10 protein-coding genes are annotated in these 14207 nt (G+C 51.7%); all 10 read right to left on the bottom strand.

The features are described 5' to 3' along the window. Positions 1-41: 41 nt before the first annotated feature. Complete coding sequence (locus IAE55_RS30305) at positions 42-3944, bottom strand: S-layer homology domain-containing protein (protein ID WP_200634698.1); 3903 nt, start codon at positions 3942-3944, stop codon at positions 42-44. A gap of 230 nt (positions 3945-4174) precedes the next feature. Next, positions 4175-5296 carry a glycosyltransferase family 4 protein gene (locus IAE55_RS30300; RefSeq protein ID WP_200634697.1) on the bottom strand — a complete coding sequence of 374 codons (1122 nt, stop codon included), beginning with the start codon at positions 5294-5296 and terminating at the stop codon, positions 4175-4177. 113 nt (positions 5297-5409) lie between these two features. Beyond that, a complete protein-coding gene (locus IAE55_RS30295; protein ID WP_325168704.1) occupies positions 5410-6174 on the bottom strand; it encodes a WecB/TagA/CpsF family glycosyltransferase in 765 nt (254 codons plus the stop codon). Between the two features lie 19 nt (positions 6175-6193). Continuing rightward, positions 6194-7324: a polysaccharide pyruvyl transferase CsaB gene (gene csaB / locus IAE55_RS30290; protein ID WP_200634696.1), complete on the bottom strand. Its 1131-nt coding sequence runs from the start codon at positions 7322-7324 to the stop codon at positions 6194-6196. Continuing rightward, on the bottom strand, positions 7297-9315 hold the full coding sequence (locus tag IAE55_RS30285; RefSeq protein WP_200634695.1) for a DUF5693 family protein: 2019 nt from the start codon (positions 9313-9315) through the stop codon (positions 7297-7299). Before IAE55_RS30285 ends, csaB begins: the two co-directional genes overlap by 28 nt. 86 nt (positions 9316-9401) lie before the next feature. Continuing rightward, positions 9402-11123, bottom strand: coding sequence for a phospho-sugar mutase (locus IAE55_RS30280; RefSeq protein ID WP_200634694.1), 1722 nt, complete (start codon positions 11121-11123; stop codon positions 9402-9404). Between the two features lie 37 nt (positions 11124-11160). Then, positions 11161-11598 (bottom strand): 3-hydroxyacyl-ACP dehydratase FabZ, encoded by a 438-nt coding sequence (gene fabZ, locus IAE55_RS30275; protein ID WP_076174644.1) that lies wholly within the window; start codon positions 11596-11598, stop codon positions 11161-11163. Between the two features lie 286 nt (positions 11599-11884). Beyond that, positions 11885-12103, bottom strand: a complete 219-nt coding sequence (locus IAE55_RS30270; RefSeq protein ID WP_076174647.1) for a DNA-directed RNA polymerase subunit beta — start codon at positions 12101-12103, stop codon at positions 11885-11887. 10 nt (positions 12104-12113) lie between these two features. Next, positions 12114-12938: a flagellar hook-basal body protein gene (locus tag IAE55_RS30265; RefSeq protein WP_200634693.1), complete on the bottom strand. Its 825-nt coding sequence runs from the start codon at positions 12936-12938 to the stop codon at positions 12114-12116. 30 nt (positions 12939-12968) lie between these two features. After that, positions 12969-13850 (bottom strand): flagellar hook-basal body protein, encoded by an 882-nt coding sequence (locus IAE55_RS30260; RefSeq protein WP_200634692.1) that lies wholly within the window; start codon positions 13848-13850, stop codon positions 12969-12971. Positions 13851-14207: the final 357 nt, after the last annotated feature.

Genomic DNA, 14207 nt, shown 5'->3' with positions numbered 1-14207 from the left:
TTAGCCTAATCATTGGACCAAGGGGCTTTACATTTATTCGATTAGCTTAAATTTGCCGGGAAGATTTTGGAGCTCTTCTTAAATAGCTCTACTGCAATCTTGCCTGCTTCCGCACGGGTCATGCTGCCCTGTGGATTGAAGTTGTACGAAGCCTTCTTCTGGCCTGGAAGCGTAACAGCTTCACCTGACATCACTTTGGCTTTCGTTACGGCCACAATGGCCGGTCGTGCATAAATACCGATCTTGCCAGAATCGAGGAATGACTTGTCCAACGTCGCTTTAAGCTTATCATCGTTAGCTGCAAGCTTTAGTTTCATGGCTCGTGCCACCATCACGGCAGCATCTTCTCTTGTGATCGGTTCAAATACACCGAAGTTGCCTTCTCCAATGCCTGTAACAATACCGGCTCTTGCTGCTGTTTCGATATGCTCGAAATCCCATGTGTCCGTCTTAGCTGCCGGATCCACATCAAAGAACGTTTGTACGTTCTTATCAAAGTTTAGAGGAATGTTAAGACCTTTAACTAACAGAGTCGCAAATTCCCCGCGTGTCGTTAAATCGTCCGCACCAAAGACACTCGATTGAACATTAACCATAATGCCTTTTGCATAGAGGGCATTCAAGATGTTACGAGCCCAAGGATGCTTGGTAATGTCATCAAACCCGCGGCTTTGTTTCATGACTACATAATAACCAAAATCATCGAATGGCACCGTAATGGTATTGTTTTTCGTATCCACGACACCACCGACATTCTCCCACCTTGCGTCGTCCGTGAAGCGGAACACCGTGACTGTAGTACCTGCTTCATCCACCACGCTCTTGTTGAAACCAAGAGTCAGTGTACCACGCTGAGATGGAATAATCTTACGGTCAGGTTGGAGTTCTGCAGATTCCTTAAAATTGTATTTCGTGTTTTGATATTCGTAAGCATGCGGCGGAAGTCCGTTGGAAGGCGGAATATAATCCGCGGAGTTCACGTTGCCATGCTCACCAAGACCACCGCTGATCCAGTAAATATCGGATACCCGAGTAAAGTTATAGTTTGCGATCATGGATGTAAACGGCTCAAGCAAATCCTCAGCCAGTGGAATCACGGTATTTCCCTGCGGTGTCCGATCATCCTTGTTAATATTAATGACGTTACCGTAATCATTCTTTCTTTCCACCACGCCGTCCTTCGGATCGGCAATACCGAACAGCAACTTATTGTCCGGATAGAATTTGGCCACTTCTCCTACATTCACGTTAGCAGAAGTCAGGACCGTTCCTTTCGGGAAAGAAAGGGACAATGCTTTATTAAAGGCCGTATATTTGGTAGCCGGTTTCTCCGTCATAAACTCAGAGTTTACCGCAACGGCTCCGGTGTAATAAATATCAATTGATTGAGTAATGGTATCTTTCCCGCGAACAACCTGAATTTTAACTGTATTGTTTTTGTCCGGTTTTAACCCTACATAATCAAGGACAAAGCGGTTGTTCATATCCTGACGTTTGGTTGCTTCTTCCTTGCCGATGATGACCTTGTCTGCACCTTCTGCTTCGATATCAAATCTAACAAAGTTTTTGTTTACCACAATGCGATTGTCGACTGTTGCTTTTGGAGACAGAATCCGGAAGGCTTCAGCCACACGGGTAAGCTCCAAACGCTGATTGGCACGCGCACCTGTGCTGTTGATCAACTCTAGGTTGTACACTTGGCTGCCCAGCGTTTCAAACGGTATGTCGTTAATCCGCAGCACAAACTTACCATTCAGAATCGCCATATCATAATACAGCGTCTGATTGTTGTACTGGAACGAGCTTCTGATAATTTTGGTCGTTTGCATCTTTGTATCTGTTAAGTCAATATCAGAATTGCTTGAAGATGCAAAGAACTTTTGTGTCCCCAGATTCAAGTTAACGTATTTGGCACCGCTACCCTGAATCACCAGGCTGTATTTCAGTTGTGTTGTTTCGTATTTATCGTTGTTGTATACAAACTCCGGCGAGTTAGCGGTAATTTCATTTAACTGTGAATTATCCGTAAGCTGAGTTAAATCCAACCCGTTAAAGGACGGAGGTGTTTCCAGGGACAGCGTCGGCCGGAATACCGTAATGTTGGCTACATTCGTATCGACAATGTAAATACGGAGTTCAGTATAAACAGTAGTGGTATTTCCTCTGCCGTCTTTAGAGTAACCAACAAATTTGATTTTGTTTTCTCCATAGTAGAGTGGCCCCTCCGTATCGACGGTTAAATCGAGATCAAATTTTCTGTTCGCATCGGTTACGTCAAACGTTACGCCCACATTGCTGCTGGCAATCCCGTTGATGAATAGCTCAGCTTTCTCGAGCTTGTCAAAATCACGATATTCACCTTTCACATTGATCGTCTTCTTGTTGCTGGAGTCCATTTCATAAACTTGGCCGTTTCTCACGTTCTCAATATAAATGTTGTTCTTGATCGCATAAGAAATCGTAGCCGGATAGTTGGCTGATGAATCTTTAAAATGGAATTGTACCTTTTGCTGTCCGCTGGATAGCCCTGTCACCTTGTAAATTTTCTGGGCTGCGCTCGGACCAGCATATACATAACTAACGTCGATCGGCTGGCCACTCGGTACATACTCCGCCTGAAGTTCAGGATTTCCTGTAAGGTCCTGGTCTGCCTTTACCAAAATATAAAATGTACTGCTGTCCACTTCACTCAATGGAAGTTGACTTGCGCTGCCTAGACCTTTGGAAGGATCATACCCCTTCAAATATTTGATGTCGTCAATCCCGATGACACCTGCCATGTATTTATAAGCGATATCATAAGAATTGCTGTTATTTCCGTAAGCAACTCCAAGCCGATAACTTGTCTTCGTGTTCATATCTGGTGTATCCATAGATATCGTTACCAGACGGTAAGCTGGCGTTACCCCATCTGGAGCAGGAATTGGAACATCCTTGTCAATGGTAAGGTTTGTTGGAGGGTTACCGTCGATCGTTACGATACCTTTACTGCTGAAAGTATCGCCTGTATCCTCCACCAGGACGACAGACGTTAACCGGCCAATCCCTGTACCTGCGGTTGAGCCGTCTGTAACCGTTGGCACGTTATTCAGTAGAGAATAATTCTTGGCGTTGTAATTGAGATTGAGGCTAACGAACGGACTCTTCTTATTATAGTAATAAACATTCCGGGTCACCGACATGGTGTCGGAACCATTCTTGATATTAATGGTAAGAACGTTTAAGCCCTGGGTAAGCTTCAAACCTGATGAAAAGAATTTACCGGATGGCAGCAGTGTCGAAGTGAGGGTCGCATCATTATTTACCGATACGGTTACGTCCGTTGCATTGCGGACCTCACCTTGGATTGAAATCATTTCTTTATCCGAAACCGCTTCGGAGCCTTCATTCAGCGGTACCTCTCCGAGGCTGGTTCCAGTCATCTTCAAATCTGTCACATAAGGAATCTGATCATACAGCACATAAAATACGTCTGTACGAGTAATCCCGTTCTGCGAACCTGAGAATGTGATCTTGTTAAAGCCTGAGAAGAGTGGCAATTTGTTCGCTTTAAATTTTTGTGCTGTCGACGAGGTATCTGCTACAATATTTCCATCTTTAAAATGGGTCGGATCCGTCACCCACTCGATGGTTCCATCTGCCAGTGTTTTAGAGCTCAACTGCTCGACTTTTGCTTTAAGCGTATTCTCACTGACATAGGAGTATACACCGGTTACGTCCAGTGTAGAAATGCTGGAAACATATACGTTGGTTCGGTTAATTTGATTACCTGAGCTATCGGTGGTTAACAATGAAGTTTGCCGAAGCACCAAATCATCAGGAATAAAATAGGTTGCGGGTGCTCCCGGGTCTGCATGTACTGGCTGAGCTAAACCTGCAGGAAACAATGAAACGATCAATGCCATGAGCATGATCCAGACATACGTCTTCTTAATGCGGTGCATAAATGTTTGATCTCTCCTTTTCGCCTAACTTTTGTGAGATTTCCGGTAATCATGACTGGAAATTCCAATTGATTCTCTTATTCTTTGTATCGGATACTTTCTTCCTATTTTTTAGGTAAAACTAGAAAAAAAGTCCCCCCTTTATAAGTAGGCACAAAAAAACGCCGCACCCCCAGGTGCGACGTTCCACTTAACAATATATATAATTGCACAACGCTTCTTATCTTACCCTAATTATGACGGTTCTCACTAACCTTCATCCGCAGCCTTGCAATCAGATTCAGGATCGGACGCTTCGTCTTGCCGACGAGGCCGATGATCTCAGCGCCGATTTGCAGGAAGAACATCATGACGCAGATCACGACGAACGTGACCCAGTTCGCTTCATACATCGCCGCCGAGGACTGGATGACCGCCAGGACGCCGAAGAACGCGGCGATACCGTACACGATCAGCACCGACTGGCGGTGGCTGAAGCCGATCTCGCGAAGGCAGTGATGCAGGTGGCCCTTGTCCGGTGCGAAGATCGGTTTCTTCTGCACCCAGCGGCGGATGATCGCAAAGAACGTATCCGACAGCGGCACGCCGATGATAATCAGCGGGGTGATGAACGAGATGATCGCAATCTGCTTGAATCCAAGCAGGGAGAGCATCGCCAGACAGAAGCCCAGGAACAGCGATCCCGTATCCCCCATGAAAATCTTGGCCGGGTGGAAATTGAAGTACAAGAATCCGACGATGGCGCCGAGAAGCAAGAGACACAGCATAGCGACCATCATGTTGCCCATCAGCAGGGACATCACGAGGATGGTGCCAATCGCGATGCCGGATACGCCGGCTGCCAAGCCGTCGAGACCGTCGATGAGGTTAATGGCGTTCGTTACACCGATAATCCAAATGATGGTCAGCGGAATGGAAATCCAATTTTCCAGCGAAGAATAGTTATCAGCAAAAGGAATATTTACAAAGTCCACTTTGATATCGAATCCGAACACGACCACGCACGCAGCAATGATCTGTCCGAGCAGCTTCACCCTCGCCGACAGTTCGAAGCGGTCGTCGAGTGCGCCGATCAGTACGATCAGCGTTCCGCCCAGCAGGAATGCCTTAATAAAGTTGGAATCCCGCATCGAGAAATGTTCGGCGACAAACGGAAGGACTGCGAACATGGCTAATATAAAAGCAAGATATATGGCTAAACCGCCAAGCCGGGGCATAATTCGCGTATGCACTTTTCGGGCATTCGGTACGTCCACGGCTCCGATCTTCACCGCCAGCTTCTTGACGAGCGGCGTCAGGACCAGTGCCAGGATGAGCGATACGATACATCCGATGATGGCTAGCATTAACATGTGATTGTTCAACCCCCAATTGTTCTACCGGATTGAATTATACTCTGATCGAAAAATAAAACCAATCCCGTTTTTTCGCAAAATATCGGGTTATTCAAGACGATTTCATCTTTTTATCTGGGTTTTGTCAGGTTTTCTTTATCCCGCAGCACTTTCACTACGAATTTCGGCAGCGCAAGCATTCTTTTGGCTCGCGTCGGTTCCTTTAACAGGCGGTATAACCACTCCGCCCGCAGCTGTTGGAACAGCTTGGGAGCCCGCTTGGACTTGCCGGAAATGACGTCGAAGCTTCCGCCGACGCCCATCATGACCGGTACGCCGAGCTGCTCCTTGTAACGCGCGATCCAAGGCTCCTGCGTATCTACGGCGCGTGCCACGAACAGAATGTCCGGCTCCGCTTCGCGAATCGCCGCGATCACTTCGGCGTCCTGCTCTTGGGAAAAGTAGCCATCACGAAATCCCGAGATTTGAATCCCCGGATACTGCAAATGTAACCGCTCCGACGTCGCCTGAATCACTTCGGCCGTCGAGCCGAGCAAATACACTTTCCAGTGATAGTCTTCTCCGACCTTCATCAATTCATGTAGGAGGTCAAAACCTGCAACGCGTTCCTTCACGGGCGATCCGGCCTTATCCGCCGCCCATACCACTCCCGTCCCGTCCGGGACGAGCAGATCGGCTCCCCTCATGACCTCCATGTAAGCAGGGTCCTGAAGGGCCGTCATCACCATAATGGGATTGGCGGTAATGATCTGATGCGGCCGGCGCTCACCCGACTGGATGAGTCCGGTTAAATATTGAACGGTATCGGTCATACCCCATCGGCTCACCGGTATGCCGAAAATCGGCACCGTGGGCACTTGGCTTGGTTGGTTCACGCTATAATCACCTTATCCTTTATTGCTGCTGCAAAAAATCAATAATATGCTGTGCCGGAGCCTGCGCCTCTTCCTTCAGCACCGCGATACGCTCGCGGTTCGCCTCCTGCCAGAGGCTGCTCTCGCTCAGCAGGCGGGACACCTCGCTCTTCAGCGCCTCAGGCGCCAGCGAAGTGCTTGTCCCTACAGGCTCCAGATCCAGCCGCTTCAAAAAGTTATCGATCTTCGGATCATAGGACACGCCGATCATCGGCACCAGCTGATTCGCGGCATAGATGAGGCTGTGCAGCCTCATGCCGATAACGACGTCACAGCGGCCAACCTCGGCCAGCATCTGCTGCGGATGAACCACATCGCGGCACACCGTCACGACGCTGCCGTTCGCGGATACATCGCCCATCCGGTCGATGATTTCCTGCGATGCTTTCACATCGTCCGGCAAATGGAAAGGCAGGAAGCGCAGATGCACAGCCTGCTCCTGGCACAGCTTGCTCAGCCCGTCGGCCATCGCCTGCAGCTCCCGGCGCTCCGGATCCCAATAGCGGACCGAGATGCCGATTACCGGCAGCGGACGTTCGGCGTCCTGCTGCAGCGATTCCGGCTTCTTGCCGCCGGTCGTCAGGCCCATCACCGGGTCTGGCACGACCTGAACCCGGTTCCAGCCCAGCCCCATGCGCTCCAGCAGGCGTGCCGACTCTTGATCCCGAACCGATATATATTCACATTTGTTAAATACGCTTTTGATGAACGGGTGAAACAACTTCCGGTTAACGGGCCCAATCCCTTGAGAGTAGATAAAGACCGGCTTTTTCAACCACTGGGCCAGCTTGATCACCCCGAGATAATAAGGGATCGTCTTGGAGCTGGTGGCATCCTGCAGCAGGCTGCCGCCGCCGCTGATCAGGCCTGAGCTTTCCTTCAGCGCCTGTCTCACTTCGCCCAGTTTCATCCGGTGTACCGCGTCCACCCCGTAGGTGGCCTTGGTCCACTCAGGATCGATGGAGAGAACCACCGGCCGAATCGAAATGCCGGCTGCCTTCCCCCGCTCCTCCAGAGCGGTTAAGATCGATTGGAGCACCGCCTCATCCCCGCTGTTCCGGAACCCGTAGTATCCAGAGATGACTACGGTCTTCTGAGAGGTGGTACCCATCGTTTCCAACACCCTTCCAGTACTTGCCATACGCCAATGGCGATCAGGCCAAAGATAAATCCGAGACCCAGACCAAGCAGGTCACGAACGAACGAAATTTTCATCGGCGAGTGGATATGCGCGAACGTATCCACCATCGACAGCTGACCGATAACCGCAAAGATCATCAAGTAAACGACGTTGCGGTATCTAAGCGACACGAAGATGCCCAGCAGGAACAGCGCGTGTGCAACGAGCTCCTTGTTCCGGGGACGAACGTGGAACGTGTTTTCCAGAACCGTGCGTAACGTCATTTCAATCGAGCTGACGCTTCCCCCGTTGCCGGTGCGGCTCAGATAATATAAGCCTAACACACCAATGACCCCTGCTGCCACTACCCAGGTCAGCGTAATCGGGGTGCGGAATAATTTACCGATTTGCTGCAGCGGTTTGCCGCCGCGGTACAGCACGACATAAATCGCAATGAGACCGATTGGGGCCAAATGCAGCAGGCTGACGCCGCGGAATTGATTCAGCACCAGGCTGTACGTAATGTTGTTCAGCAGCGCGATGACAAAAGGAATCGCACTCATCGAAATAATCGCCGTCTTGATATAAGTCACAACCGCATGAGCCAACCGGCGTCCAGACGTAAGCCCGGCGTTGGCCGCGTTCATTTCGTTGAGCTTTCTGACCGCCAGCAGCACGGCAATCGTCGGTGCGCTGATGGCTACGAGCAGAGCCAGCGCCTGCTCAAACAGCGTCGGCTTGAGGACATACAGTCCTGCACTGCCGATTAACCCAAGCACAAACGCGATTAGGGTCAGTGCCGGGATAAAGTAAGAAACGAGGAGCGCAACGAAGGCAACCCCACCGAGCACGACAACCATTTTAAAATAACGCTGTCCGGCCGAATCATAAATATGGAATGCTCCCGCTTGTCCCATCTTGAAGCCGTTGTTTTCCATCTGCTTGATGGCATTTCCCGGCTCCTGCAAGGTTTTCACGATGTTTTCCACGGAATCGGTAATCGTGGCCTTGGTCGTATTGCGGGATGGAGCGACATTGATGTACAGCATCCGGATGTTCCGGTCTTTCGTCGCCAGCGCAAAACGGTCGGCAATCGTCTCTGGGCTCAGCGCCGCAGCATCACGGTCGCTCAAGGAGTACAGACGGGCTACGTTGTAATCCGTATCGTAGGCCAGCTTGGACAGCCCCTTCTGCGGCTGCTTCAGGTTTTCGATGGCCGCAATGCCGATCCCGTATTGGTTCAGCAGGTTGGCAAAGCCCTGCAAGCTGTTCATGTCCTCATTGTCATTGAAGCCTTTAACGGAATCGCCCTCAAACAATACGCGTTTGACGCCGTTCGCCTGATAGTAGGCCAGCAGCTTGTCCATCGCCTCCTGGTTGTAAGGAAGGCTGTCGGACATCCGCGGTACGATGTTGAATCCTTTGCTGCGCAGCATTTCGAATGCAATCGGATCTGGCTGCATTGGCTTGAGCACGGCATCCTCCGGGGAAGTTTCCAGAATTAGGCCCTTCTGTCCGTTGAATTCCCATGGCTTGACGCCGATGCCGATCCCCGTAAAGGTGTCTTCGATCAGGGGAGACAAGCGTCCCGCATTCTCTTCGTTCGTAAACAGAATATAGGTATAGTTATCGTTGGTCGGGATGACGCTCTTCGTCATCGAGGCGACGTCCCCCGCATTAAACATCATGATGCGGCGGGATTTTTTAAAATCGTCCAGCGTACTCTCGAACATCGCCATGCTCGTCACGCCCGCCGCCTTCAGCTGATCCAGCTGCTGCTGAAGGTATTCCTCCGGATGGGCTTGATACGAAGCCGTCTCCACCAGTCCGCGATAGTTATACACCAACTCTACGTTATTGGAAGATGACTCCGTCCGGTAGCGGTCATAAATCACCGGAATCGCGGCGATTATGCCCAGCACGACGAGAATCCACAGCCATTTGCGGGATGCCGTGTTCCAACGCTGCCATTTCTGATGCACCAAAAGTACCTCCTCATAATAACTCCGGGAATCCGCAGCGTTCTTCTTCGAACACGCGGCTTCCCGGAATATCCATTTCTTAAATGTTAGGCGTCTACCCTTGCCATCACTTCATCCGACAATTTCTGAATACGCGCATTTGCATCATCCAGTGAATCGCCTCTCACGGCAAAGTATACCTTGATCTTCGGCTCTGTCCCCGATGGGCGCAGGCAGAACCATGAACCGTCTTCCAGCATATATTTCAGCACGTTTTCCTTCGGCAGGCCGTCAAGTCCTTTCGAATAATCCAGCACCTGCGTGACGGTTTGTCCTGCCACCGTCTGCGGCGGGTTGCTGCGCCAATCGGACATTTTCGCCTGGATTTGGGCCAGGCCGTCCTTGCCTTTCAGCGTGCGGGACTCCAGCTTCTCCTGGAAGTAGCCGAACTGCTCATACAGCTCCTGCAGCACTTCGTACAGCGTCTTGCCTTGAGCCTTGTAGTAGGCACCCGCTTCACAGATGAGCAGCGAGGCCAATACGGCGTCCTTATCGCGGGCATAGTTGCCAGCGAGGTATCCGTAGCTCTCCTCGTATCCGAACAGATACGTATGGGAGCCGGTCTTCTCGAACTGGGTCATTTTCTCCCCGATGTATTTAAAACCGGTCAGCGTGTTGAACACTTCCGCCCCAAAATGCTCGGCGATCGTCGCTCCCATCTCGCTGGTCACGATCGTTTTGATGACCGCCCCGTTGCTTGGCAGCTTGCCTGCTTCTTTTAACTGGCTGAGCAAATAATAAATCATAAGTGCCCCGGACTGGTTACCGGACAATACGACGAACTCTCCTGCCTGGTTCTTCACTACCGCACCCATGCGGTCGGCGTCCGGGTCGGTTCCGATCAGCAAATCGGCACCGATCTCCTGCCCTACCTTCATGGCCAGCGTGAACGCTTCGCGTTCTTCCGGGTTCGGAGACTTCACAGTGGAAAACTCGGCGTCCGGCTGCTCCTGCTCCGCTACGATATGCACGTTCGTAAAGCCGACTTCCTCCAGCACGCGGCGGACCGGAATATTTCCTGTCCCATGAAGCGGCGTGTAGACGATTTTAAAATCTTTGCCAAGCGTCGAAGCAATCGCCTCGCGGTTCACGCTGACATCGGCTACGGTGCGGATAAACGCATCGTCATCCTCTTGGCCGAGCCACACGAGCAGCCCCTTCGCTTCCGCTTCCTGCTGATCCAGCCGCTTCACCGCAGCGAAGGAATCGACCTGCTGGATGTAGGAAATGACCTTCTCCGCTTCGTCCGGCACGAGCTGTCCTCCCTCGGCGTTGTACACCTTGTACCCGTTATACTCCGGCGGGTTATGGCTCGCCGTAATGACGATGCCGCCGGTCGCTCCCAAATGGCGCACGCTGAACGACAGCTGCGGCGTCGGGCGCAGGGACGGGAACAGCTTGGCTGTGATACCGTTGCCTGCAAGCACCAGAGCAGCCTCCAGCGCAAACTCCGGCGAGAAGTGGCGGGAATCATGGGCGATCACAACCGAAGGCGTGCCCTCAGCCGAACCGTGCTGCTCCAGTATGTAGCGTGCAAATCCTTGCGTCGCCTTGCCGACGGTATACCGGTTGATGCGGTTGCTTCCTGCACCGATCACGCCGCGGAGGCCGCCTGTGCCGAACTCCAAATCTTTGTAAAAACGGTCTTCCAGCTCCAGCGGCTGATCGGACAGCCCTTCGAGCTCCCGTTTCGTTTCTTCATCTATAGAAGGATCTTGAAGCCATTGCTTGACATTTTCACTTGCTTGATTGCTGAGCTCTTGTGTCATTACTGCTTCTCCTTTCCATAATAAGAATGATGGGTACTTAAGATTGTGCCGGGTCGGACAGGGCAAACATGATGTCGCCTTCCGCGACGACTTTATCGTCGACCTTGGCTACGGCGTGTCCCTTCCCGATGCTTCCCTTCAGGCGGGTAATTTCGACCTCGAGGCGAAGCGTATCTCCAGGCACCACTTGTCCACGGAAGCGGAAGTTGTCGAGACCGGCCAGAAAGCCGATTTTGCCCCGGTTGCTCTCTTCCTTCAAAATAGCGGCTGCTCCAACCTGTGCCAGCGCTTCGGTGATCAGCACGCCAGGCATGACCGGATACTCCGGAAAGTGGCCGATGAAGAAAGGCTCGTTAATCGTAACGTTCTTGATCCCGACCGCACGCTTGCCGACTTCCATCTCGATAATGCGATCCACCAGCAAAAACGGAGGCCGGTGCGGGATGATCTCCTGAATTTCTTTCACGTTAAGCACGTCTCTCAAACTCCTTTCAAAATAGGCGAATCACCGTAACTTTCAAGGGTTATACTGCATAAAATCCATAGTTTTCGGAAAAAACTAAACTATCCTTCACCCTCTGCAGAAGTGAAGGTTCAGATAAGGGGCCTTTCTCCGGTATGCCGATCCTGATGAACGGCATGGGGGAGGCCCTTTTGTATGGGCTTCGGAAGTCCCCCATCATTATACATTTTCCGAGCAAAAAAAGAAAACTCCCGAATGGAAGGAGTTTTCTGTCAAAAGTCAGCGGTTAGACGCCCTGTCAGGGCGCAAATACCAAATCGATCACATGCTGCCAAGTCTTCCATTGAAACACGTCGGACAGGCTCTGTTTGCCGATAAAGACATAACCGAAGGTCATCCCGCCAACCAGAGCGAGCAGCAAAAACAGCGGAATCATCCAGCGGATGACGATTCTCCATCTTGCCGTCTTCCGCACGGCCGGTTTCGCTTTGCCAGCTGCTTGGGTTTTCTCACTCATTGCAGAACTCCTATCCACGGATATTGTTCGCCAGATTCATCATCGTGTCGCTGGATGTCAGTGCCCGGGCGGATAGCTGATAAGCGCGCTGCGCCTGCATCATATCCGTTATTTCTTGTGCATAATCGACATTCGACTGTTCCAGATATCCCGAACGGATGGTTGTCCCGGAGGCGGTCGCGGTATAAGGGGCGTTGCCGAACACCTGAGCTTTCGTCAGGTTGCCGGGAATAACAAACAGGTTGCCGTCCATCTGCTCCAGCGCATCCGGGCGGACCGGCGATGCCAGCTGAATGGTAGCCACGGCGTTTGTCCCGGCCGCGTTCTTAACAATGACCTGTCCGTCCTGATCGACGGCCACCTTGGCATTGTTCGCAACGGAGATCTGTCTGCCGTTCGTGTCCAGAACGAAGTACCCCTGATTGTTCACCAGCACCATGTTATCCGGCTTGGCAGGGTCGGGATCGGGTACAAAATGGAAGGCGCCTTCCCGGGTATAAGCCGTGCGGCCGTTCGCTTCAACCGCAAACAGACCCGTGCCTTCAATGGCGAGATCCAGCGGATTACCCGTCTGATTCAGCGGTCCCTGCTGCATGTCACGGGTGATTTCCGTCATCCGCATGCCAAAACCGTTATTGTATCCAAGCGGGGAAACCCGTCCGTTCTGCTTGAAGCCGTCCGGCTGCTGCGTGACCGTCGTCAGCACGTCCTCGAAGGAGCTATCCTTCCGCTTGTATCCGTCCGTATCGATGTTGGCGATGTTATCCGCAATAACGTCCAGCTTCCGCTGCAGCGCATTCATGGATACCATCGCGCTGATCATGGAGTTATTCATTTATGTCCACCCTCCCTAGTCCGTAGCATCCTATACCTTGCCGACCTCGTTGACAGCCTTGTCCAAACTTTTATCATAAAATTGCACGACCTTCTGATTGGCCTCATAGGCCCGAAGCGCCGTGTTCATGTCTACGACTGCCGCGGAGGAATCCACGTTGGACTGCTCCAAATAATGCTGCCGCAATTCTACGCGGTCGGCGTTACCCAACGCGCGGACACCGGCAGCTGCGGTATCATCCACCTTGAACAATCCGTCACCCGTACGCACCATCTGGCCGGGCTGCCCCACGACGGCAATGCCAAGCCGTGTTCCGGGCGCACCCGTTGCGGGATTCAAAATAAACCCCTGCTCGTTCACTTTAAGGCTGTCCACCGAGCCTGTCAACCGAATGGGCCGATTATTGGCATCCAATACCTGGTACCCGGCCGAAGTCAGCAGCAAACCGTCCGGAGTCACCTGGAAGCTTCCGTCTTTCGTATACCCGATTCCCCCATCCGCGCTCCGGACGGTAAAGTACGCCTCCGGCTTGTACGTCACATTGCCGTCAGGATCAACATACTTGCCGGATTGGTCGAACGGAATGTTCTGGCCCGTTGCCGGATCGGTGACTTCGATATCGGACACCAGCGCAAAGTCGGTCGGCTTCTCGCTCTCCGTAATGACGCCCTGCTGGTACATGGACAAGCTCTCTTCGGCAAAAACGCCCGTGTTCAGCTTGCCGAGCCGCGGGTTCGGGTTCTCCGCTCCCCCGCCAATCATCGAAATCAGAACCTCTGGGAACGAACGGGCCACGCTGTTCACCTGCTTGTACCCTGGGGTGTTGATGTTGGCAATATTTTGGACGTCGGTATCATGGCGGCTCTGCTGCGTCATCATGCCGGCAGCGGCGGTGTAAAGTCCTCTCAGCATTGAGATGGGGTCCCTCCCTGTTTCATGTGCTTGTTCATTGGGTAATAAAAATTTTATCTTCATTTATATAAGTTAAACCATTGAAATGGATGATGGGGCAAGTGCGTAAAATGTTCCTACGATCGCTCTTGTTTTCGGATTTCTTGATGGTATAGAGCCCACTTAAGGTAGAAATCCGAAAGCCAAATACGACCGCTTCGCTTCTTCGGAATCCTTTTACTCCCTTGCCTGCATCCTATTCTTTAGTTCAACTTATATATAGAATACATTGCTCATTTATATGAACGGGCTCCTCAGAGCCCGCGATCCATAGTACATATATCGGACATAGGCCCGGGTTTTTTTAGGGGTTTGTCG

This window comes from Paenibacillus sp. S28 (assembly GCF_016624415.1).
GTDB lineage: Bacteria > Bacillota > Bacilli > Paenibacillales > Paenibacillaceae > Paenibacillus_AQ > Paenibacillus_AQ favisporus.
This window is presented reverse-complemented; position numbering and strand designations above follow the sequence as displayed.

Bases quoted from the DNA above. Each gene is read 5' to 3' on its own strand.
- IAE55_RS30270 (WP_076174647.1), bottom strand. From the start codon at position 12,103: ATGAGTGAGAAAACCCAAGCAGCTGGCAAAGCGAAACCGGCCGTGCGG.
- IAE55_RS30300 (WP_200634697.1), bottom strand. From the start codon at position 5,296: ATGTTAATGCTAGCCATCATCGGATGTATCGTATCGCTCATCCTGGCA.
- csaB (WP_200634696.1), bottom strand. From the start codon at position 7,324: ATGGGTACCACCTCTCAGAAGACCGTAGTCATCTCTGGATACTACGGG.
- IAE55_RS30280 (WP_200634694.1), bottom strand. From the start codon at position 11,123: ATGACACAAGAGCTCAGCAATCAAGCAAGTGAAAATGTCAAGCAATGG.
- IAE55_RS30265 (WP_200634693.1), bottom strand. From the start codon at position 12,938: ATGAATAACTCCATGATCAGCGCGATGGTATCCATGAATGCGCTGCAG.
- IAE55_RS30260 (WP_200634692.1), bottom strand. From the start codon at position 13,850: ATGCTGAGAGGACTTTACACCGCCGCTGCCGGCATGATGACGCAGCAG.
- IAE55_RS30305 (WP_200634698.1), bottom strand. From the start codon at position 3,944: ATGCACCGCATTAAGAAGACGTATGTCTGGATCATGCTCATGGCATTG.